Source organism: Spiribacter sp. 2438 (assembly GCF_009676705.1).
Lineage (GTDB): Bacteria > Pseudomonadota > Gammaproteobacteria > Nitrococcales > Nitrococcaceae > Spiribacter.
In genome coordinates this window covers 910,824-931,180 of sequence record NZ_CP046046.1, presented here as the reverse complement: position 1 = coordinate 931,180, position 20,357 = coordinate 910,824, and the positions used below count along the sequence as shown (strand labels likewise).

Here is a 20,357-nt window from a genome sequence, read left to right as displayed (position 1 = left end):
TCGACAAGAGAGCGATATGAGGATTCTGGTCAGCAACGATGACGGGTTTGATTCCCGCGGTATACGAACCCTTCGAGACACATTGCTCGAAAAAGACGGTGTGGTGCTGGTAGCACCGTCACGTGATCGCAGCGGCGCCAGTAACTCGCTGACCCTCGAATACCCGATCCGCGCCGTGGAAATGAGTGAAGGGATCTACCGGGTCGATGGCACGCCGACAGACTGCGTCCATCTGGCGATCACCGGGTTGCTGGACGAGGTTCCGGACATGGTGGTTTCGGGGATCAATGCCGGCGGCAATCTTGGTGACGATGTGCTCTACAGCGGCACTGTGGCCGCCGCCATGGAGGGACGGTCCCTGGGGCTGCCGGCCATCGCCATCTCGCTGGTGGGCCCCGACCCAACCCATTATCAGACCGGTGCCGAGGTGGCCCGGCGGATGATTCGACGACTGCGGGATGATCCACTGCCGGCGGACACCATTCTCAACATCAATGTCCCCGATATTCCCTGGGATCAGGTCAGGGGATTCGAAGCCACCCGACTTGGACAGCGTCATCGCGCCGAAGCGGCGATTGCCATGCAGGATCCCCGCGGGCGGCCGGTGTACTGGATTGGCCCACCCGGTGCCGAGCAGGACGCCGGCGCCGGCACGGATTTCGACGCCGTGCGCCGCCATTTTGTCTCCGTCACACCCATCGAGGTCGATCTGACCCGCTATCCTGCGCTTGACCAGATCTCTGGCTGGATAGGAGGAATCGAGCGGTGAACAGCAATGGCCTGGGCGGCATCGGGATGACATCGGACCGCACCCGGGAGCGACTGGCCGGGCGCCTTGGGGATGCCGGTATCCGCAGCGTGCATGTGCTTAACGTCATTCGGCACATTCCCCGGCATCTTTTTGTGGACGAAGCCCTCGCTACCCGGGCGTACGAAGACACCGCCCTGCCAATCGGTCACGGCCAGACCATCTCCCAGCCATTCGTCGTGGCGCGGATGACCGAGATTGTCATTCGCCACGGGATGCCGCAGCGGGTGCTGGAGATCGGCACCGGATCCGGTTACCAGGCGGCGGTGCTCTCGGCGCTGGTCGGCCAGGTTTACACCGTCGAGCGAATCCGTGCGCTGCACGAACGCAGCCGGGAGCTCTTCCGACGCCTCGGCCTGACCAATATCCGCAGCCGGCTGGCGGATGGGCACGAGGGGTGGTCAACGGCCGGACCTTACGACGCGATTCTTCTCACCGCTGCGACTCCCACCATCCCGACTGCCCTGTTTGAACAGCTCAAGGAGGGCGGCGAACTCCTGGCCCCGGTGGGCGGTGAGGTGCAGGAATTGCGGATTTACCGACGGCAGGACGGTGCTCTGGTGGAAGAAGGCATCGAACCGGTGACCTTTGTGCCCATGCGCCCGGGCGTTCAGTAATGAGCCCATTCACCTGGCTCTACGAGCGGGTGCTTCGCTGGGCAGCGCACCGTCGCGCCCCCTGGCTGCTGGGTGTCATCAGTTTCTCCGAATCGTCGTTCTTCCCGATTCCACCGGATGTCATGCTCGCGCCAATGAGCATGGCGCGTCCGTCCCGGGCCATGCGGTTTGCCCTGATTACCACCGTGGCTTCCGTGGCCGGCGGGGTACTCGGCTATTTCATAGGCGCGCTTGCCCTTGAACTGGTCATGCCAATTATTATTGAAGTCGGGCATGAACCCGCCTATCTCACCGCTCAACAGTGGTTTGCCGACTGGGGGTTCTGGGTGGTGCTGGTGGCCGGATTCTCACCGATCCCCTATAAAGTCTTCACCATTGCCGCGGGCGCCATGGCGGTTCTGCTTCTGCCGTTCATTGTTGCTTCACTGATTGGCCGCGGCGCCCGGTTTTTTCTGGTTGCCGGTCTCCTGGCCTGGGGTGGCCCCCGTCTGGAGCCGTGGTTGAGGCGTTACACGGAGCGCATTGGTTGGTTGTCCGTCCTGATATTGATTGTCGCCGCCTTTATCCTCACCCGCTAACGCGGCTGGCGGTATGGCTGTTCGCGGCGCTGATGGTTGCCGGCTGCACGGAGTTCGATTACGACAGTGATCGCGAGCTGCGGCGCATGGATCGGGTGATCCCGGCGGAACAGGTCCACGTGGTACAGCGGGGCGATACGCTTTATCAGATCGCCTGGCAGCATGGGCTGGATTTCCGCGATCTGGCTCGATGGAACAACATTGATTCGCCGTTCGTGATCTATCCCGGCCAGCAGTTGGCTCTATCCTCCGCAGGTGGCAGTGGCGAGGCCGCCAGTGCCGCGCCCACCGCCGCCCGGTCGGCGGGCACTACCTCAGCAGCAAGCAGTGACGCGGCCAGCGGCCCGATTGCCTGGCGCTGGCCCCTGGAGGGTGACGTGGTCCGCTCCTTCAACGCCAACGCCGATGGAAAGCGGGGCATCAGCATTCAGGCGGAACCGGGTGCCGAGGTGGTCTCCGCCGCAGACGGCCGGGTGGTCTACAGCGGTGACGGCCTGCGGGGTTACGGCAATCTGGTGATCGTCAAGCATAACGACCGGTTCCTGACGGCCTACGGCTACAACCGCGAATTGCTGGTGGGCGAGGGCGACCGGGTCAGTGGCGGGCAGGCCATTGCCCGGGTCGGGAACACCGCGGGCCGGGAGGGCCAGCTCCACTTTGAGGTGCGTCAGCAGGGATCCGCCGTCAATCCGGCGAGCTATCTGCCCTGAGACCGGTTTCCTCGGCGCCGTCGAGGATGAGCGCGGCTACCACCCGCCGCCCTTCGGACATCAGGATGTTGTAGGTCCGGCAAGCCGAAGCGGTGTCCATGATCTCCAGTCCGATGCCGGACTGAAGCAACGAGCGCATCAGTTCCCGGTCCGGGAACACCTGGGTCGAGCCGGTGCCGAGAAGAATCACCTCGGGATTGAGCTCAAGCGCGCTGTCCAGATGGGTGCGGGTCAATGCTTCCATGGACGCCGGTCCCCACTCGGTCACCAGGGTATCCGGGCTGACCAGCAGGCTTTCGCCGTGCCGCTGATCATTAATGCGAATCTCGCCATCGCTGTAGCCGAGGATTCGATAAACGCCTTCGGCGCCGTCAAGACTCATCTTCATGCTGGCACGATAGCGAGAATCCTCTCCCCCGGGCAACCTGGCAAGCGGCTTCAGGGGCCGCGATTTGACACTTGCCGGGGGCAGTTTTAGCGTTCACCGGTTATCATGTTGGAAGGCTAGTGGCCTAGCGTCTGCCAACTTACTTTATAGCTGCTCGGGGTGCACCCTTGAACGAGGAATTCCAGCGCATCAAGCGCCTGCCGCCTTACGTGTTCAACATCGTGAACGAGCTCAAGGCACAGGCGCGAGCGCGGGGCGAGGACATCGTTGACTTTGGCATGGGCAATCCCGATCTGCCCACACCACCGCATATCGTCGAGAAACTCGTCGAGGCGGCCCAGCGCCCGGATACTCATCGGTATTCGGTTTCCCGGGGGATCCCGCGGCTACGGCGGGCCATCACCCGCTGGTACCATCGGCGCTACGACGTCGCCCTTGATCCCGAGACCGAGGCCATCGTCACCATTGGCTCAAAGGAAGGGCTGGCCCACCTGGCGCTCGCCACCCTTGGCCCGGGCGACGCGGTGCTGGTGCCGAACCCTGCCTACCCGATTCACCCGTACGGCATCGTCATCGCCGGAGCCGATATCCGGCATGTCCCTCTGGTGGAGGGCGGCGACTTCTTCAGCGAGCTGGAGAAGGCCATCAAAGACACCTGGCCGAAGCCGAAGATGCTGATCCTCAACTTCCCGGCCAATCCCACCGCCCAATGCGTTGACCTGGGGTTTTTCGAGCGCGTGATCGCGATCTGCCGGGAGCACGGCATTTGGGTGGTCCATGATCTCGCGTATGCGGATCTGGTTTATGACGGCTACGAAGCGCCGTCCATCCTGCAGGTCGAGGGAGCGCGGGAGGTGGCGGTTGAGTCATTCTCGCTGTCAAAGAGCTACAACATGCCCGGCTGGCGGGTCGGCTTCGTCTGCGGCAATGACAAGGTCATTGCCGCACTGGCCCGGATGAAGTCCTATCTGGATTACGGCATGTTCACGCCGATCCAGGTGGCGGCCATTCACGCGCTGGAGGGGCCCCAGGAGTGCGTGCAGGAGATCCGCGACACCTATCAGGCCCGTCGTGATGTGCTGTGTGACGGCCTTGAAGCAGCGGGCTGGCCTGTCAGTCGGCCCAGCGCCACCATGTTCGTCTGGGCACGCATACCGGAACCCTACCGGGAGATGGGTTCCCTCGAGTTCTCCAAGAAACTGCTCAAGGATGCCGGGGTGGCCGCGTCGCCGGGCATCGGTTTCGGCGAGTATGGGGATGAGCACGTCAGGTTCGGACTCATCGAGAATCAACATCGGACACGTCAGGCCGTGCGGGGCATCAAGCAGATGTTCCGCCGGGACGGTCACACCACGTAATCAGGGAGAAACATTTTGGAGCCGGTAAAGGTAGGTCTGCTCGGATTGGGCACCGTCGGTGGGGGCACGGTCAATCTGCTCGAGCGCAACCGGGATGAAATTACCCGCCGGGCGGGTCGGCCGGTGGATGTTGTCCATGCGGCAGCCAGACATCCCGATCGCCCCAGGACCTGCTCGACCGAGAATATCCGGCTCGAATATGACGCCTTTGCCGTGGTGGATGATCCGGAGACGGAAATCATCGTTGAGCTGATTGGTGGCACTGATCTGGCCAAGGAACTGACCCTGCGCGCCATCGAGCGGGGCAAACACGTGGTCACCGCCAACAAGGCGTTGATCGCCCTGCATGGCAATGAAATCTTTGCCCGCGCCCGCGAAAAAGGCGTAACCGTGGGCTTCGAAGCCGCGGTGGCCGGCGGCATTCCCATTATCAAGGCGGTCCGCGAGGGGCTGGTGGGCAACCGCATTCAGTGGCTGGCAGGCATCATTAACGGCACCAGCAACTTCATCCTCTCGGAGATGCTCTACGAAGGACGGGAGTTTGGCGACGTGCTCTCCGAGGCACAGCGACTCGGCTACGCTGAAGCCGACCCCACCTTCGACGTGGAAGGCGTGGACGCCGCCCACAAGCTGACCATTCTTGCCTCCATTGCCTTCGGTATTCCGCTGCAATTCGACAAGGTCTACATGGAGGGGATCGGACAAATCAGCACCGACGACGTCGCCTATGCCCGGGAGCTGGGATTCCGGATCAAGCATCTCGGCATTTGTCGCCGGGAAGGAGACGGCATCGGGCTGCGCGTGCACCCCACACTGCTGCCGGAGCGCCAACTTCTAGCCAATGTGGATGGCGTCATGAACGCGGTGATGGTGAGCGCCGATCCTGTGGGGCCTACCCTCTACTACGGCGCGGGTGCCGGCGCCGAACCGACCGCTTCCGCGGTGGTTGCCGACCTTGTGGACGTGGTTCGCGAGTTCACCCTGGAGCCGGAGAACCGCGTTCCCTATCTGGCGTTTCAGTCGCACTCGCTTTCCGATGAACCCGTGGTAGGCATGGATGCCGTCGAAACCGCTTACTACCTTCGGGTGGAAGCGCAGGACGAACCCGGTGTTCTGGCGGAAATCACGGGCATTCTGAGCCGCGCGGGCATCAGCATCGAGGCGGTCATTCAGAAGCAGCCCGCGCCGGGCGCCGAAACGGTCCCGGTGATCCTGCTCACCCATCGGGTCAGGGAGTCGCGGATGAACGAGGCCTGCGAACGGATCGAGGCGCTTGAGGCCATTCACGGCTCGGTCATCCGCATTCGCGTGGAGACACTGGCATGAACGGCGATCGATACACGGGTCTGATCGGAGCCTATGGCGATCGTCTGCCCCTGGCGGCCAATGCCCGACCCATCAGTCTGGGTGAGGGCAATACTCCCCTCATCAGGCTCGATAATCTGACCCGGGAGTTCGCTCCGGATCTGGCGCTTTACGTCAAGTATGAAGGTCTTAATCCAACGGGCTCATTTAAGGATCGGGGGATGACCGTGGCGGTCACCCAGGCGGTGTCAGAGGGCAGCGAGGCCATCATTTGTGCCTCCACCGGCAATACCTCCGCGTCAGCGGCGGCCTATGCAGCGCGCGCAGGCATCCGGGCGTTCGTCCTGATTCCCGATGGCAAGATCGCCATGGGCAAGCTGGCTCAGGCGATCATGCACGGGGCCACCGTGCTGCAGATTCGCGGTAACTTTGATGACGGCATGCGCATCGTCAAGGAGATGGCCGAGTCCGCGCCGGTGAGCCTGGTCAACTCGGTAAACCCCTATCGACTGCAGGGCCAGAAAACGGCGGCCTTCGAAATCTGCGAAGCCCTTGGGCGGGCGCCGGATTATCACTGCTTGCCAGTGGGCAATGCGGGCAATATCACCGCCTACTGGATGGGCTACTCGGAAATGGCCCTCGCACCCACCGATCATGGCACCGAGGCCTGCAGCTTCTGCCAGGGAGACTGCCGGTTTCACCAGGGTGTCACCAACAGCCGACCCACCATGGTCGGCTATCAGGCCAGTGGTTCCGCTCCGTTTCTGCGCGGCGAACCGGTCAGCCAGCCGGAAACCGTCGCCACCGCCATCCGTATCGGCGCACCGCAGAGCTGGAGTCAGGCTCACACGGCCTCGCGGGAGTCCGGCGGCTGGTTCGACGAGTTCAGCGATGAAGCCATCCTTGAAGCCCAGTGGCTGTTGGCGAGTCGTGAAGGGATTTTCTGTGAGCCGGCATCCGCGGTGTCCGTTGCGGGCGCGCTCAAGGATATACGGTCAGGCGCCATCGAAGAGGGCAGCACGGTGGTATGCACGCTCACCGGACACGGCCTGAAAGACCCGGATGTGGCCCAGCGTCACGCGGAAGCGGCGGTCAGCACGGTGGATGCCGACTCGGATTCAGTGCGGCGGGCGATTCTCGAGCGGCTGGAATAACGGGATGAGTGCGAGAGCACGGGTTGACTGCATCGCGCCTCGTTTGCTCGGTCCGGTCCCCGAAACGCTGGCAGGCGCCGTGGCATCGGCCGGTCCGTTCCCCGCCACCGAATGGTTGCTCGCCCGCAGCCGCCAGCAACCCTTCCCCGGCGATGATGCCGAATCCATTCTCAGGGGGCTGCGTCCCGAACTGCCGGCCTCCGGGTCCCTGGTGGCGGCGGCCCATGAAATGGCCGGTGACACGGGGCAGCATTGCTTTCGCGCCTCCGCAGTCCATCTGCAACCAGATCGTGATCGCCTGCTGTTATTCGCCGGCGACTCCATGCAGCCCTCCGAGGAAGAAGCCCACACCCTGACCGAACACTTCAACCGGAACTTTGGCGGCGATGGATTGGCGCTGATCTGGCAAGAGGGCGACTGGCTGCTGCTCTGTGACCACCCCCCCGGCCCCGATCTCCCTCCGCTTAGTCGTGTCGCCGGGCGTTATCTGGACACGGTCCTGCCGGCAGAAGAGGCTTCGCGCCGCTGGCGACAACTGCTTAACGAAGTTCAGATGCTGTTGCATGACCACCCGGTGAACACCGAGCGCGAACAGCGGGGCGAACCCACACTGAATGGCCTGTGGTTCTGGGGGGGTGGTCCGCTGTCAGGGACATCCCTGCCGGCGCAGTCGGTGGTGGGCAAGGATTCCCTGAGCCGAGGCCTCGCACGCCTCGGCGGCACCGTCGCTCAAGGGGCTGAAACCCTGCAGCCCTCCAATCGCCCTCCGGTCTCGCAGCAAACGGCCAGCGGGGATTCGCTGGTCATCTGGCTGGACGCCGAAACCGCCATGCTCGGTGGCGACGCCCAGGGATGGCTGGAAGCCCTTCAACGCTTCGAGCAGGAAGTCGCCGGGCCCCTGTTGGCGCCGGTAAAGACGGGCGACACAGCGCTCCGCATTCATGACGGGGCGGGGCGTGTCCACATCGCGGATGCGTCGGCCCGGTGGCGCTTCTGGCGGCGCCCCCGGGATCTGGCGACCTTCATGGTCCGGGAATGAGCCGCGCTGCATCGCCGCGCCTGCAGGATCGGGCCGTGCCGAATCCGCTGCCCACCCTGCCAGCGGAGTTGTCCCCGGTTCTGGCTCGGCTGTATGCGTCGCGGGGCGTGCAAACCGCGGATGACCTGGATTACCGCCTCGCCAGTTTGCCGGATCCCCGTGGTATCCAGGGCCTGCAGACCGCCGCCGAGACGCTCGCGGACGCCGTCATGGCGGATCGCCGAGTGCTGGTGGTGGGGGACTTCGATGCGGATGGCGCCACCAGCACGGCGCTGGCCATACGATGTCTGGAAGCGTTCGGGGCCACCCGGGTCGACTTCCTGGTGCCGAACCGGTTCGAGTACGGCTACGGGCTCACCGAGGGCCTCGTCCAGGTTGCACGAGAGCGTTCGCCGGATCTGATCATGACCGTGGATAACGGCATCTCGGCTCATGAGGGCGTCGAAGCCGCCAAAGCCGCCTCAATCCCCGTGGTGATCACTGATCATCATCTCCCGGGTCCATCCCTTCCGGACGCCGTGGCGATTGTTAATCCTCGCGTGAACAGTGAAGCCTTCGAGGGCCAGGCGTTGGCCGGGGTCGGCGTGTGCTTCTGCACCATGCTGGGCGTCCGGCGCGTCCTCCGGGAGCGTGGGTGGTTTGATGACGCGCAGCCTGAGCCGAATCTGGTGGCCTGGCTCGACCTGGTGGCGCTGGGCACCGTCGCCGACGTGGTCCCCATGGATCGCATGAACCGGCTGCTGGTGAGCCACGGCCTGAAACGAATCCGGGCGGGGCACGGCACGGCAGGCGTGAACGCCCTCCTGGACATCGCCGGCCGGCAATCCCGCCGGGTGACCGCGGCGGACATGGGCTTTGCCGCCGGGCCACGGCTGAACGCGGCCGGGCGTCTGGGGGACATGAGCGTTGGCATTGAACTCCTGTTAACCGAAGACCCGGCCCGTGCGGCCGAACTGGCCGCGCAACTGGATGGCATGAACCGTCGGCGGCGCGAGCTCGAGACCAGCATGCGAGAGGAGGCTCTCATCGCCATTCAGGCGGCGGCAGACGCCAATCCGGATAACGATGATCGCGTGCTATGCCTGTTCGATCCGGAATGGCACCAGGGGGTGATCGGCATCGTGGCCTCCCGGCTCAAGGACCACTTTCAGCGGCCCGTGATCGCCTTTGCGCCGGGCGAAGATGGCTGGATCAAGGGGTCTGGTCGCTCAATACCCGGCGTCCACATACGGGATCTGGTTGAGGCCATCGACACCCGGACTCGCGGCGAGCTCATCCAGCAGTTCGGCGGTCACGCCATGGCAGCGGGTCTGACATTACGCGAGACGCAGTACGACACATTCCAGCAGGTCCTGGACCAGGTCAGTGCCGACTGGCCGGGACTATCCGACAACGGCCTGGTGATCGAGACGGATGGTGAGCTGAACCCGGATGAGTTCACCCTGAGATGCGCGCGGGCGATTCGGGAGGGCGGCCCCTGGGGCCCCGGGTTTCCAGAGCCCTGTTTTCGGGGATTTTTCACGATTCTCACCCAACGGGAAGTCGGTCAGGGGCATCTCAAGCTGAGTCTCAGGCCCACTACCGGCGATGCGAGTGCCCTGGATGCCATTGCTTTCAATGCCATGGACCGGGGTTGGGACCAGCTGGGAGAGGGGCGCGTCGAAGCCGTGTTCCGACTGGACGTCAACCACTTCCGGGGCCAGGAACGGCTCCAGCTGGTGGTGGAGCATCTGGCAGCCGCCTAGTTGGCGGCCGCGCCCTGAGCCTTCAGCAGCGACCGGTCGCTGGCCATCAGGACAGCCAGGTCACCCAGGACTTCGACTCCTTCGTCCAGCAGGACATCCGGCAACTCATCTCGGTCCTTGTCTTCCAGGCTCTCCAGCAGCGGGCGACCGTAGGCGGCCAAACGGGCGTTGGTGGCCTCCAGTCGCGCCTGGTCCCGCGCTTCCATGGTGGCCCGACGAACCTCCTCGTTGAGACTGACCTCGGTCTCCCGGCGCTCCTCGCGCAGTAGCTCCGCCTCACGGGCGACGCTGATCAGCGCCGGCTCGGTACTCAGGCGGTCAAGGTGGCGGACACGGAGTTCATCCAGGTGGGCGTCCAGCGTGCCGACTCGGCGGTAGTCGGCGGCGCTGATGGTGTTCCAGGGTAGCGCCCGATCGGCGGCGCGCTCTCCGGACTCGTCGCTGGTAAAGGGCGATGGAAGCGCCAGATCCGGCGTCACGCCCTCGAGCTGGGTGCTCTCTCCGTTCACCCGATAGAACTTCGCGATGGTGAGCTTGAGGCGGCCGGTGGTTGTATTCGCATCACCCACGCCAAACCGATCCAGGCCGACCAGGCTCTGCACGGTGCCCTTGCCGAAAGTCTGATTGCCCATGATCACCCCGCGACCATAGTCCTGCACCGCGGCGGCAAAGATCTCGGATGCGGAGGCACTGCCATGGTCCACCATCACGCCCAGCGGTCCGGTATAGCGAAGGGCCTGGCCGCTGGTATCGCGAAGCACTTCCCGACGACCATTGCTGCGGTTGACCTGCACCACCGGTCCATCATTCAGGAACAGGCTGGTCAGGCGCACGGCTTCCTCCAGTGAACCCCCGCTATTGCCCCGCAGGTCGATGATCAGCCCATCGATCTCCGCCAGTTTGTCGGATTCCAGCAGGCGCCGAACGTCTTCCGTGGTGCTGCGATAGTCCTCATCACCGGCGCTGGCGGCCTCAAAATCGGCGTAGAAGGCGGGGAGGGTGATCACTCCGATGTTGAGGGTTTCTCCCTCTCTTTCCACCTCACGCACTTCGGCCTGGGCCGCCTGCTCTTCCAGTTCCACGGTATTGCGTTCCAGGGCGATGGTGCGCTCACGGCCATCGCCGCCATCGGGGAGGATCCGCAGATACACCGTTGAGCCCTTTGGTCCACGAATGAGGTCAACGACATCGGACAGGCGACGGCCCACCACATCTTCAATGCCATCCGCTTCCTGACCGACGCCCACAATCCGATCACCGGAAGAGATCTGCCCACTGTTGGCGGCCGGTCCGCCCGAGATCAGTTCCACCACTTCAACGAAATCCCCCTCGCTGCTCAGCATCGCGCCGATGCCTTCGAGGGAGAGGCGCATGTTGATGTCGAAATTCTCGGAACGACGAGGTGACATATAGCTGCTGTGGGGGTCGAACTGACCAGCCCAAGTGCTCATGTAGGCCTGGAAGACGTCCTCGGCGTCATACTGCTCAAGATTGGTCGCGACCCGCTGGTAGCGGCCCTGCAACGACTCCCGGACCTCGTCCCATTGCCGCCCGCTCATCATCTGCGTCAGGGCATCATGGGCAATCCGCTTGCGCCAGATCTCGTCAAGCTCCTGGCGGCTTTCGGCCCACCCGGCCTCCCGACGATCGGGATCGAAGGTTTCATCGGTGGTGAAATCCAGCGAGGTATCAAGGATATCCCGCGCGAAATCACTGCGCTGTTCGACCCGCTGCCGGTAACGCGCAAAGATATCGAAGGCGGTATCCAGCCGGCCGCTCCGCAGCTCCTGCGCCAGCGAGTCATCGCGATGCCGGAACTCCATCAGGTCCTCTTCGAGGAAGTAATAGCGCTCCGGATCCAGCGCCTCGAAATAGGCGTCGTAGACTTTCCGGGAGAGCTCTTCGTCAAGGGATTGATCCCGATAGTGATATCGTGAGAGGAGTTGGCCAACGACCGGGCCCGCCTGGGTATGAACCGGCTCCGGGCTCAGTCGTTCGATGGAAATCGCCGTCGACGGCATGATGAGGAGTGCGGCAAGGGTCGCCGTCATCAACCATCGGGGTGTTGAGTAACTCAATGTCCAGCCTCGCTTGTCAGTGGGACCTTGTATAGACCACAGTTGCGGCTCGGATATCCTGACCTTGATCTCGTAGAGTATCCCGCCTGCCTACCCGAGGAAACCAATGTTTGTTGACTCCATACTCACTTCACCGCAGCAATCGCCCAATCTGGAGGTTCTGACGGCAAGTCCAGCCGCCGACTCGGACGCCCGGGCAACGCCGATCGTATTTGTTCACGGCGCCTATGTGGGAGCCTGGTGTTGGGCAGAGCATTTTCTGAGCTACTTTGCTGATCGTGGCTTTCGGGCGATTGCACCCAGCCTGCGCGGCCACGGCAGCAGCGATTCCGGCGGCGCCTTCGGGTATCCCGGCATCGGGGATTACGTCAAGGATCTCGAATGGGTCATCACCGAGCTCGAGGGCCCACCGCCGGTTTTGATTGGCCATTCCATGGGGGCGTTGGTGGTTCAGCGCTATCTTGAACAGCATCCGGCTCAGGCGGCGGTTCTATTGGCGCCCGTTCCGCCTCAGGGCCTGATGCCATCCACCCTGAGGATGATGTGGACTGACCCGATGCTGTTCACTCAATTCGGCCTCATGCAGACCATTGGCAGTAGCCAGGTGGACCCCGATATCGCCCGGCGGGCGGTGTTTTCCGATCGGCTAAGCAGCGATCAACTGGCGCGCTACACGGAGCAGGTGCAGCCTGAGTCCCAGCGGGCGCTGTGGGAGATGTCCCTCGGCAGTTGCAGCGGTCGGCCGTTTCTTGTGAACCCTGCGCCGCCCATTCGCGTCATCGCAGGGGAGAGAGACGCACTGTTCTCTGCCGGAGAGACCCGCCTCGTCGCCCAGCTTTGGGACGCCGACTGGTTGGAGATGCCAAAGATGGCCCATGCCATGATGCTGGAACCGGACTGGTCGGATCTGGCGGACGAGATTCTGAGGGGCCTTTGGGCGGATGGCGTGCGGTAGCGGCCAGCTACCAGCGGTATTTGTCCCATAACTCCGGATTGGCCCAATGGCGGGAATTCAGCCAGTCCGGAGTCACCTTATAGTGCGCCATATCGAACTCATACCAGCGGCGCCGTCCGCTGTCGTCCTGGCTCAGACCGAGGCGATGGAATCCCAGCCCTACCAGCGCACCGCGATTGAGCTCTCCGCCGTCGTCGGCCCGGGCCAGTATGACCACCCGACGGGCCAGGATATCGCGTAAACGGCTGACCAGGCTTGGCAGGGTTCCCGCTGGCCATTCACCCGACGCGTCCACAATGGCGAGATCCAGCCCGGCGGGCGGCAGCGCGTCTTCCCCGGGGTACCCGTCAATCCAGTGCCCACCGGGTTGTGCCTCGACCCGGCGGCCCAGGGTTTCAGCCTGGGTGACGATCAGCAGGGAAGCAGGGGCGTCTGCCTGCAGCAGTTCTTCGAGAAACGCGTCGGTATCGATGACCGGGCTCATGGCGACTCCAGCGCATCGTGCAACGCCATGAATTCCCCCGCCAATTTATGCCGTGGCGCCAGGTCAACCAGCGGCCGGGAGGCTTCATGGGACTCCCGGACTTTAACGGATGCGGACAGGTACGGCTCAAGAATCCGATGGCCAGCGCCCCGCAACCCGGCCACCAGTTCCGCCGGCAGTCGAGCGCGCGCCTGAAACTGATTCACCACGACACCCTCAACCTCCAGGCCCGGGTTATGGTCGGCCTGGAGCTCCCGAACCGTGTCCATGAGTTCATTCAGGGCATGACCTGCAAACGCGTCACAATCAAACGGAATGAGACATCGATCAGCGGCAATCAATGCCGAGCGGGTGTAGAAATTCATGGCCGGCGGAGTGTCGATATAGACCCGGTCAAAGGCCTCCAGCGCTTCGAGGGCCTCCCGCAGCTTGTAGATTTTGTAGCGGGACTCCAGTCGTGTGTGCAGCGTATCCAACTCCCCGTGGGCCGGCAGGACCGCCAGATTTGAATAAGGCGAGGAATGAACGAACGCCTCAAGGCCCCGTGGATAAATCCGATGACTCAATGTGTCTTCGAAGTACTCCGCGGCGGTACCCGCCATCTCATCAGGGTTGGCGCCCAGCAGATAGCGGGTGGAATTGCCCTGTGCATCCAGGTCGATGACCAGTGTACGAAGCCCGGAAGCAGCGGCGGCGGCGGCCAGGTTGCAGGTAATGGTGGACTTGCCCACACCGCCCTTCTGATTGAAAACCACGCGGCGCATTGATCGCCTCCCTGCTATTATTCTGTCGCTCTCCGTCAGTCTAGGCGGGCCAGTCAACCAGGTCGAGTGCTTCCATGTTCCAAATCGCCCGCAAGCTGTTGTTCCGCCTGCCACCCGAGCGGGCCCACGCGGTCGCTCTCCGGGGGCTCGATTTGACGGCCAAGGCACGCATCGGTCCGTTCAAACCCTCGCGAGTTGACGATCCCCAGACGCTGATGGGCGTGCAGTTCCCCAATGCCGTCGGGTTATCAGCGGGCATGGACAAGGACGGCGAGCACATAGCCGGCCTCGCCACCGCCGGCTTCGGCTTCCTGGAGTTGGGCACCGTGACGCCCATGCCCCAACCGGGTAACCCGCAACCGCGGGTGTTTCGGCTGGTCGAGCATGAGGCGCTGATCAATCGCCTCGGCTTTAACAATCGCGGGGCTGGAAACCTGGTGGAAAACCTTCGAAAGGCGGACACCGATCTGCCCCTGGGCATCAATATCGGTAAAAACCGCACGACGCCGCTGGAGTCGGCGCTGGAGGATTATGAATCCTGTCTGTCGACGGTTCTGCCCTGGGCGGATTACGTGGTGGTCAATCTCTCATCCCCCAACACCCCGGGACTGAGGGATCTGCAGAGTGGTGGAGCTGTCGGTGGCCTGATTCGCCCCCTGATGGCTCGGCGTGACGAATTCACGGCAACCAATAAACGCCGGGTACCGCTTTTGGTCAAGCTGGCGCCTGACATGAATGACCGCGAGCTCGACGAGACCGTGGAGGCATTGCTGGAATGCGGGATCGATGGTCTCACGGCCACGAATACCACCGTTGACCGATCCGCCGTGCTGGGGAACGTCCGGGCCGATGAGGAGGGCGGTTTGAGCGGCCGGCCGTTGCGGGATCGTGCCACGGCCGTCGTCGCTCGAATCCGCATGCTCAGCGGCCCCGACCTGCCCATCATTGGTGTCGGCGGCATCATGACGGCTGACGACGCCGTCGAAAAAATCCAGGCTGGTGCCAACCTGGTTCAGCTCTACACTGGATTCATCTACCACGGGCCCCGACTGATTCAAGCCAGTGCCCAAGCCATTCGTGATGTCCGCCATCGGTAACCCTTGCCCGCCGACAACCTCCCGGCGACAATACGCGGTCTGGAGAGGTGGCAGAGTGGTCGAATGCGGCGGACTTGAAATCCGTTGAGCCTTCACGGGCTCCGGGGGTTCGAATCCCTCCCTCTCCGCCAGATACGAAAGCGGGCCCTTCAGGGCCCGTTTTTGTATCTGGCCGTGCCCGGGGTTCGAACCCCCGGAGCCAGAAGATGGGGTTCGACCAATCGCCGGGAGGCGATTGGGACGCGGAGCGTAGCGACGCGCCCGAAGGGTGAGGCCCGGAGGGCCGAATCAATCCCTCCCTCTCCGCCAGACAAAAAAAGAGGGGCCATGAGCCCCTTTTTATTTGTCTGATGAAAGTTTGGATTCCACCAATCGCCGCGAGGCCATTGGGACGCGGAGTGCTGTCAGAATCGGTATTCGACGCCCGCGGATACGCTGGGACTGGTGCGGAAACTTTCGAATCGGCTGCCCAGAATGGCGTCCTGTTCGGCCCGGTCGCTGGAACTGGACGCCCCGGTGGTGCCAGGCAAGCTGTCAAACGTCAGCCCCATGTCGATGGACAGCCCCAGACGGCCTTCCATACCCAGGTCCCCGTCATAACCGATGCCCACATAGCTTCTCATGTCGTCGCCGTTGAGACTCGCCGGGGGATTGAAGCCCTCAGATAACAGATTGGCCCCGTACAGCATCCCGCCGGTCATTCGCATGCCGGTGTCGTTGAACGACCAATCCACCATCGTGGAGACCGCAGTCGGGGTGCTCCCATTGAGAGCCCGGTCAGCTGCATCAGTGAGCAGCGGTTCCGGGTCAGTGGTGGAAACACCGAAGCGGATGTCCAAGCGCTCGCTCAGCCGAGCGGTGAGCTCGAGGTCAGGCTGATCCCCGGCGGCCCAGCCGGTCGCAAACGCAGGCCCCGCCACCAAAAGGCTGCCGGCAACGGTTGCGATAGCGAGGAGCGGCTTCCATGTCTTCATACCGACAGTATTGCGCATTTCCGGCACGAAACGAACCCCGCATTGTCAAATTTTAGCGTTAAACGGATTGTTAGCGAGCACGGGTTCCCATTGCCGGTCTCGCTTATCAGACCGGAAAGCGCGAGAATCATCGCCAGTAGAAATGATCTGAGGGTGGAAAAACCAGTGTCATCACGCCACAACATTCTGTTTCTGTTGTTGATATTCGTCGTGGGCAGTGCCAATGGACAAAGTTTCCCATTGCCACCGGACGGCGTCGATGTCGTCGGGGAGGTGCGAACGCTGGAAGCCCGCCATGAGGACACCCTGCTCTCACTCGGACGTGAACACGGTGTTGGATTCGAGGAAATGCGGCGCGCCAATCCCGGAGTCGATACGTGGCTCCCGGGGGAGGGCACTGGAATTGTCATCCCGAACCGATTCATCCTCCCGGATGCGAAACGCGAAGGCATCGTCATCAACCTGGCGGAGATGCGGCTTTACTACTATCCCGGCGATTACAGCGACAAGGCGGGGACCGTTGAGACCTATCCCATCAGTGTGGGTCGCATGGACTGGTCGACACCTCTGGGAGTCAGCCGGATAACCGAGCGAACAGAAAACCCGCACTGGATCCCACCGCAGTCCATTCGCGAAGAGCGGGCCCGTCAGGGTCGACCACTGCCCGAGGTGGTACCGCCGGGGCCGGACAATCCGCTGGGCCGTCACCGGATACGGCTGGATATTCCCGGTGGCGCTTACCTGATCCATGGCACCAATGAGCCGCGGGGCATTGGAATGCGAGTGACCCACGGGTGCATTCGCATGTTTCCCGAGGATGTCGAGTCGCTCTTCCATCGTGTCCCCCGGGGCACACGGGTCAACATCGTCAATCAACCCGTAAAGGCGGGCTGGTCAGAGGATGGGCTTCTGGTGGAGATCCACCCGGTGCTGCCGGATGATGCCGAGAACGGCTTTGATGCTGCCGAGCCACCCACGCTGGAAGAGGCGGTGCTGGCGGTTGCAACGGCGCTTGAGCGAGGGGACGGGCGGATTGATCACCAGCGGCTGACCCGCAGCGTTCAGGAAGCGGACGGCATCCCTGAAGTCATTTCCCGGCATCCGGCCGCGGCCCGGGAGGGTCGGGAGTCACTGGTTGGACCCCTATCCGCGCTCGACTAAGACAAAAAAAGCCCCGCCGGAGCGGGGCTTTTCATGCAGAGTGAACCCTGCTTACTTGTACATCGACCGCTCGAACATGCGATCGATCTTCTCGCTGTTCTCGTCTGCCGTGTCCTGGGCGCGGCTGGCAGCCATCTCGGCACCCTCAGCCGTGAAGCGGGCGGCACTGGCTTCATCCATGGCGGCTTCGGCCATGGAACGAACCTCATCAATCTCGGCCTGCTGGGCGGCACAGCCTACCAGCAGGGCCAGAGCGGCGCTGGCTGCAGTCAGCTTGAGCAGCGTTTTCAGCGAATGACTCATTATTAAACTCCTGTTTCGATACTTATCGATTGCAATCGCATTGACCGGGGCGGCGAATTTCGCTCACCGCTCGCGTCCGACGCATGATTACGCTTCCCCCGAAACGTTTCAACCCCTCCCGCGGCTACTCAATAACCACCGGTGTACCCACGTCAACGAATTCATAGAACGCCTCGACCTGTTCATTGGTCATCGCGATGCATCCCTGAGTCCAGTGGAAACGGTCATGGATATCCGGGTCGCCGGCCCCAATCCCGTGGAAACCCAAATGGCCGCCGAGGGGACCGACCTGGGAGACGTAACCGTTGCGCTCCACGTAGGCCACGGCCTCACGGTGCTGGCTCTGATCGATGAGACCTCGCGCGAGGGCCTCGTCCAGATGGGTACGGCGGGGATAGTCAATGCCAAGAAAAATATGGAAGCGGCTCTGACGATTGATGCGGTTAATCCGGAATTCACCAAGGGGTGTTTGATGACTGCCCCGCAGCCGGACCTCTTCAAACCCGCCGCGGCCAAAAGCCACGTGGTCGAGGACCAGCAGGGACTGGTCCCCGCGCCGGACCTCGGTCACGGACTGATTGGTGTCCACATGGACCCAGATGCCGTCGTAAGCCGCCATGCCTGGGGGGGCGGCCAACATGATGCCGAGGCAAGCCAATAGCCGTATCCGGCACCATCCGCGTTTCATGAGTGCATCCCAAAGCGGTAGACGGCAGCACGATCAAAAGGCCAATCCAGCGATTCCGCACCATGGGACCACGCCAGCACCGGAATCCGCTCCCCGTAGGCTTTTTCCAGCGACGCCTCATCCATAATTTCGATCACCTCGAGTTTCACACTCAGCCGTTCCATGATCGGAATGACCCATTGCAGTGCCTCGTCACAAAGCCGACAGCCTTCCGTGGTGTAGAAATGCATGACCTTCACGCTGAGCGCCCCGTGATAACCTCTGCCCGTTCTGCAGGAAATAGTACCCCGGATAAGCAATGCCAATCAGCCCCATGGATTTGCGCCTCAGCGTGGCCCCGATGATGGACTGGACCGACCCGGCCTGCCGGTATCTGCTGCGACTGATCAGTCGGCACACCCGGCTCTATACCGAAATGGTCCCGGCCCAGGCCCTGTGGCACAACGATCCAGCCCGATTCCTCAGCGGCGATCCCTCGGAGCGCCCGGTGGCCCTTCAGTTGGGAGGAGCCGATGTGGAGCAACTGGCGTACGGGACACGGCTGGGCACCCGGTGGGGATACGATGAAATCAACCTCAATGTAGGCTGCCCCAGTGAGCGGGTCCGTTCCGGGCGGTTTGGCGCCTGCCTGATGAGGGAGCCGGCCCTGGTGGGCGATCTGGTTCGAGCCATGCGGGAAGAAACCGATCGCCCCGTGACCGTGAAATGCCGTATCGGGGTAGATCACGATGACGATTATTCGCAGCTATGCCATTTCACCGAATCGGTGCTGGCCGCCGGGGTCAGCGCGCTCATCGTTCACGCCCGCAAGGCATGGCTGAATGGCCTCTCGCCCAAGCAGAACCGCGAGATTCCGCCCCTGCGTTATGACCGCGTGGCGGCACTGAAGGCGGATTTCCCCGAGTTGCCCCTGGTCCTGAACGGCGGCATCCGCGATCTGGAGACGTGCGGCGAATGGCTGCAAACCCTGGATGGCGTCATGGTTGGCCGCGAGGCTTATCACAACCCCTGGTTACTGGCCTTCGCCGATCGCCGGATTTTCGCCGATACCAAAGCGGCGATCCCCGATCGGGTGGAAGTGGCCCGGCACTATCGGGATTACGTGGTCCGGCAGCACCGACCCGGCGTCCCCATATCCCGGTTCACTCGACATCTCAGCGGCCTTTTCCAGGGACTGCCCGGTGCCAGAGTCTGGAGACGCGCGCTCAGCGAGGGCGCCGCACGGCCAGGTGCCGGGCCGGGCGTTATCGATGATGCCCTGGCTCAATGGCGAGCGGTTATGGCACGCCGCGCCGAGGCGCCGGAAGCCGCTGCAGCCACCGCCGCCCGCTAGAGCGCGAACAAACGTCGGGCGTTCGCCGACGTTCGCATTGCCAGGGAGTGGGGGTCATCAGACCGAAGATCGGCCACCGTCTCGAGGACGTGGGGCAGGAAGGCCGGCTCATTGCGACGCTTGGGTGGTTTCTCCGGCAAGTCCGCGGGCAGGAGGAAGGGGGCGTCGGTCTCAATCATCAGCCGGTCTTCCGGAATGCTGGCGACACAGGCCCGCAGATCAGTGCCCCGACGGCTGTCACAGACCCAGCCCGTCACGCCAATATGCAGATCAAGGTCCAGGCATCGGTACAGAAAAGCCCGATCGCCGGTAAAGCAGTGCAGCACCGCCGCGCTCAGGCCGTCACGCTGCTCTTTGAGGATGGCCAGAAAATCCGATTCCGCGTCTCGATGATGCAGGAAAGCCGGCCGGTTATGCGCCGCCGCCAGGCTCAACTGGGCCTCAAATGCCCGCCGCTGGGCATCCCGGGGAGAGAAATCCCGGTTGTAGTCGAGTCCGGTCTCTCCCGCCGCCACGGCGCGGGGCATCGCAAGCAGTTCTGCCAGTTCGGCCTCGCTGTCGCCGGTCCACTCGCTGGCATGATGGGGATGGACGCCGGCGGTCGCGGACAGAACGTTCGGATACTCCGCCGCCAGTGAGAGCGCCGCCCGGGACTCCGCCAGCGTCACGCCGGTGGCGATCATGCGGTGAACACCGGCGGCCAGGGCCCGCTCAATCACCGCGCCCCGATCATCCGCGAAGCGTCTGTGGGTCAGATTGACGCCGATGTCGATAAGCTGGTTGTACTGCATGCCGCTATTCTGCTGGAATCGGATCCA

The 20,357-nt window shown here is 63.1% G+C and carries 22 protein-coding genes and 1 tRNA gene; 14 read left to right on the top strand and 9 right to left on the bottom strand.

What is annotated here, in order from left to right; genetic code table 11:
• Positions 1 to 16 precede the first annotated feature (16 nt).
• From surE to GJ672_RS04710, 4 genes are read left to right on the top strand one after another with little or no spacing between them, the layout of a single operon-like run.
• Positions 17 to 769, top strand: coding sequence for a 5'/3'-nucleotidase SurE (gene surE / locus GJ672_RS04725; protein ID WP_154296128.1), 753 nt, complete (start codon positions 17 to 19; stop codon positions 767 to 769).
• Positions 770 to 795: 26 nt separating this feature from the next.
• Complete coding sequence (locus GJ672_RS04720) at positions 796 to 1,425, top strand: protein-L-isoaspartate(D-aspartate) O-methyltransferase (protein ID WP_154297029.1); 630 nt, start codon at positions 796 to 798, stop codon at positions 1,423 to 1,425.
• A complete protein-coding gene (locus GJ672_RS04715) occupies positions 1,425 to 2,003 on the top strand; it encodes a YqaA family protein (RefSeq protein ID WP_154296127.1) in 579 nt (192 codons plus the stop codon). The genes GJ672_RS04720 and GJ672_RS04715 overlap by 1 nt, the downstream gene beginning before the upstream one ends.
• Complete coding sequence (locus GJ672_RS04710; RefSeq protein ID WP_229381959.1) at positions 1,952 to 2,713, top strand: peptidoglycan DD-metalloendopeptidase family protein; 762 nt, start codon at positions 1,952 to 1,954, stop codon at positions 2,711 to 2,713. The genes GJ672_RS04715 and GJ672_RS04710 overlap by 52 nt, the downstream gene beginning before the upstream one ends.
• On the opposite strand, the gene GJ672_RS04705 is transcribed toward GJ672_RS04710, so the two are convergent.
• Complete coding sequence (locus tag GJ672_RS04705) at positions 2,688 to 3,101, bottom strand: Mth938-like domain-containing protein (protein WP_154296125.1); 414 nt, start codon at positions 3,099 to 3,101, stop codon at positions 2,688 to 2,690. The genes GJ672_RS04710 and GJ672_RS04705 overlap by 26 nt on opposite strands.
• Positions 3,102 to 3,268: 167 nt before the next feature.
• On the opposite strand from GJ672_RS04705, the gene alaC reads away from it, so the two are divergent.
• From alaC to recJ, 5 genes are read left to right on the top strand one after another with little or no spacing between them, the layout of a single operon-like run.
• Complete coding sequence (gene alaC / locus GJ672_RS04700) at positions 3,269 to 4,459, top strand: alanine transaminase (protein WP_154296124.1); 1,191 nt, start codon at positions 3,269 to 3,271, stop codon at positions 4,457 to 4,459.
• 15 nt (positions 4,460 to 4,474) lie between these two features.
• Positions 4,475 to 5,785, top strand: coding sequence for a homoserine dehydrogenase (locus tag GJ672_RS04695; RefSeq protein WP_154296123.1), 1,311 nt, complete (start codon positions 4,475 to 4,477; stop codon positions 5,783 to 5,785).
• A complete protein-coding gene (gene thrC / locus GJ672_RS04690) occupies positions 5,782 to 6,918 on the top strand; it encodes a threonine synthase (protein WP_154296122.1) in 1,137 nt (378 codons plus the stop codon). The genes GJ672_RS04695 and thrC overlap by 4 nt, the downstream gene beginning before the upstream one ends.
• A gap of 4 nt (positions 6,919 to 6,922) precedes the next feature.
• Complete coding sequence (locus tag GJ672_RS04685) at positions 6,923 to 7,957, top strand: hypothetical protein (RefSeq protein WP_154296121.1); 1,035 nt, start codon at positions 6,923 to 6,925, stop codon at positions 7,955 to 7,957.
• A complete protein-coding gene (gene recJ, locus GJ672_RS04680) occupies positions 7,954 to 9,702 on the top strand; it encodes a single-stranded-DNA-specific exonuclease RecJ (RefSeq protein WP_154296120.1) in 1,749 nt (582 codons plus the stop codon). The genes GJ672_RS04685 and recJ overlap by 4 nt, the downstream gene beginning before the upstream one ends.
• On the opposite strand, the gene GJ672_RS04675 is transcribed toward recJ, so the two are convergent.
• Positions 9,699 to 11,753, bottom strand: a complete 2,055-nt coding sequence (locus GJ672_RS04675; protein WP_154296119.1) for a carboxy terminal-processing peptidase — start codon at positions 11,751 to 11,753, stop codon at positions 9,699 to 9,701. The two genes, recJ and GJ672_RS04675, sit on opposite strands and share 4 nt — an antisense overlap.
• Positions 11,754 to 11,886: 133 nt before the next feature.
• Here GJ672_RS04675 and GJ672_RS04670 point away from each other — a divergent pair, with 133 nt between their 5' ends.
• Positions 11,887 to 12,735, top strand: a complete 849-nt coding sequence (locus tag GJ672_RS04670) for an alpha/beta hydrolase (RefSeq protein ID WP_154296118.1) — start codon at positions 11,887 to 11,889, stop codon at positions 12,733 to 12,735.
• 7 nt (positions 12,736 to 12,742) lie between these two features.
• Here GJ672_RS04670 and GJ672_RS04665 read toward each other — a convergent pair whose 3' ends face one another.
• Together GJ672_RS04665 and GJ672_RS04660 are read right to left on the bottom strand one after the other, a co-directional pair.
• On the bottom strand, positions 12,743 to 13,219 hold the full coding sequence (locus tag GJ672_RS04665) for a DUF6231 family protein (RefSeq protein WP_154296117.1): 477 nt from the start codon (positions 13,217 to 13,219) through the stop codon (positions 12,743 to 12,745).
• Positions 13,216 to 13,983 carry a ParA family protein gene (locus GJ672_RS04660; protein ID WP_154296116.1) on the bottom strand — a complete coding sequence of 256 codons (768 nt, stop codon included), beginning with the start codon at positions 13,981 to 13,983 and terminating at the stop codon, positions 13,216 to 13,218. The genes GJ672_RS04665 and GJ672_RS04660 overlap by 4 nt, the downstream gene beginning before the upstream one ends.
• Positions 13,984 to 14,057: 74 nt before the next feature.
• Between GJ672_RS04660 and GJ672_RS04655 the strand changes: the two genes are divergently transcribed.
• On the top strand, positions 14,058 to 15,080 hold the full coding sequence (locus GJ672_RS04655) for a quinone-dependent dihydroorotate dehydrogenase (protein WP_154296115.1): 1,023 nt from the start codon (positions 14,058 to 14,060) through the stop codon (positions 15,078 to 15,080).
• Between the two features lie 41 nt (positions 15,081 to 15,121).
• A tRNA-Ser gene (locus tag GJ672_RS04650) sits at positions 15,122 to 15,211 on the top strand.
• Positions 15,212 to 15,484: 273 nt separating this feature from the next.
• Here GJ672_RS04650 and GJ672_RS04645 read toward each other — a convergent pair.
• Positions 15,485 to 16,054 (bottom strand): hypothetical protein, encoded by a 570-nt coding sequence (locus GJ672_RS04645; RefSeq protein ID WP_154296114.1) that lies wholly within the window; start codon positions 16,052 to 16,054, stop codon positions 15,485 to 15,487.
• 165 nt (positions 16,055 to 16,219) lie between these two features.
• On the opposite strand from GJ672_RS04645, the gene GJ672_RS04640 reads away from it, so the two are divergent.
• A complete protein-coding gene (locus GJ672_RS04640; protein WP_229381958.1) occupies positions 16,220 to 17,215 on the top strand; it encodes a L,D-transpeptidase family protein in 996 nt (331 codons plus the stop codon).
• 51 nt (positions 17,216 to 17,266) lie between these two features.
• On the opposite strand, the gene GJ672_RS04635 is transcribed toward GJ672_RS04640, so the two are convergent.
• The 3 genes from GJ672_RS04635 to GJ672_RS04625 all read right to left on the bottom strand — a co-directional run bounded on the left by GJ672_RS04635 (position 17,267) and on the right by GJ672_RS04625 (position 18,436).
• Entirely contained in the window at positions 17,267 to 17,518 is a 252-nt protein-coding gene (locus GJ672_RS04635; RefSeq protein WP_154296113.1) for an Lpp/OprI family alanine-zipper lipoprotein, read from the bottom strand.
• A 124-nt stretch (positions 17,519 to 17,642) separates the two neighbouring features.
• On the bottom strand, positions 17,643 to 18,158 hold the full coding sequence (locus GJ672_RS04630) for a murein L,D-transpeptidase family protein (RefSeq protein ID WP_229381957.1): 516 nt from the start codon (positions 18,156 to 18,158) through the stop codon (positions 17,643 to 17,645).
• Positions 18,159 to 18,202: 44 nt separating this feature from the next.
• Positions 18,203 to 18,436: a glutaredoxin family protein gene (locus GJ672_RS04625; RefSeq protein ID WP_229381970.1), complete on the bottom strand. Its 234-nt coding sequence runs from the start codon at positions 18,434 to 18,436 to the stop codon at positions 18,203 to 18,205.
• 68 nt (positions 18,437 to 18,504) lie between these two features.
• Between GJ672_RS04625 and dusA the strand changes: the two genes are divergently transcribed.
• Entirely contained in the window at positions 18,505 to 19,539 is a 1,035-nt protein-coding gene (gene dusA / locus GJ672_RS04620) for a tRNA dihydrouridine(20/20a) synthase DusA (protein ID WP_154296111.1), read from the top strand.
• Here dusA and GJ672_RS04615 read toward each other — a convergent pair.
• A complete protein-coding gene (locus GJ672_RS04615; RefSeq protein WP_154296110.1) occupies positions 19,536 to 20,330 on the bottom strand; it encodes a TatD family hydrolase in 795 nt (264 codons plus the stop codon). The two genes, dusA and GJ672_RS04615, sit on opposite strands and share 4 nt — an antisense overlap.
• Positions 20,331 to 20,357: the final 27 nt, after the last annotated feature.

Coding starts and splice junctions, on each gene's coding strand:
- surE (WP_154296128.1), top strand. CDS start 17: ATGAGGATTCTGGTCAGCAACGATGACGGGTTTGATTCCCGCGGTATA.
- GJ672_RS04720 (WP_154297029.1), top strand. CDS start 796: ATGACATCGGACCGCACCCGGGAGCGACTGGCCGGGCGCCTTGGGGAT.
- GJ672_RS04715 (WP_154296127.1), top strand. CDS start 1,425: ATGAGCCCATTCACCTGGCTCTACGAGCGGGTGCTTCGCTGGGCAGCG.
- GJ672_RS04705 (WP_154296125.1), bottom strand. CDS start 3,101: ATGAAGATGAGTCTTGACGGCGCCGAAGGCGTTTATCGAATCCTCGGC.
- thrC (WP_154296122.1), top strand. CDS start 5,782: ATGAACGGCGATCGATACACGGGTCTGATCGGAGCCTATGGCGATCGT.
- GJ672_RS04685 (WP_154296121.1), top strand. CDS start 6,923: ATGAGTGCGAGAGCACGGGTTGACTGCATCGCGCCTCGTTTGCTCGGT.
- recJ (WP_154296120.1), top strand. CDS start 7,954: ATGAGCCGCGCTGCATCGCCGCGCCTGCAGGATCGGGCCGTGCCGAAT.
- GJ672_RS04675 (WP_154296119.1), bottom strand. CDS start 11,753: ATGACGGCGACCCTTGCCGCACTCCTCATCATGCCGTCGACGGCGATT.
- GJ672_RS04670 (WP_154296118.1), top strand. CDS start 11,887: ATGTTTGTTGACTCCATACTCACTTCACCGCAGCAATCGCCCAATCTG.
- GJ672_RS04665 (WP_154296117.1), bottom strand. CDS start 13,219: ATGAGCCCGGTCATCGATACCGACGCGTTTCTCGAAGAACTGCTGCAG.
- GJ672_RS04660 (WP_154296116.1), bottom strand. CDS start 13,983: ATGCGCCGCGTGGTTTTCAATCAGAAGGGCGGTGTGGGCAAGTCCACC.
- GJ672_RS04655 (WP_154296115.1), top strand. CDS start 14,058: ATGTTCCAAATCGCCCGCAAGCTGTTGTTCCGCCTGCCACCCGAGCGG.
- GJ672_RS04645 (WP_154296114.1), bottom strand. CDS start 16,054: ATGAAGACATGGAAGCCGCTCCTCGCTATCGCAACCGTTGCCGGCAGC.
- GJ672_RS04635 (WP_154296113.1), bottom strand. CDS start 17,518: ATGAGTCATTCGCTGAAAACGCTGCTCAAGCTGACTGCAGCCAGCGCC.
- GJ672_RS04630 (WP_229381957.1), bottom strand. CDS start 18,158: ATGTTGGCCGCCCCCCCAGGCATGGCGGCTTACGACGGCATCTGGGTC.
- GJ672_RS04625 (WP_229381970.1), bottom strand. CDS start 18,436: ATGCATTTCTACACCACGGAAGGCTGTCGGCTTTGTGACGAGGCACTG.
- dusA (WP_154296111.1), top strand. CDS start 18,505: ATGCCAATCAGCCCCATGGATTTGCGCCTCAGCGTGGCCCCGATGATG.
- GJ672_RS04615 (WP_154296110.1), bottom strand. CDS start 20,330: ATGCAGTACAACCAGCTTATCGACATCGGCGTCAATCTGACCCACAGA.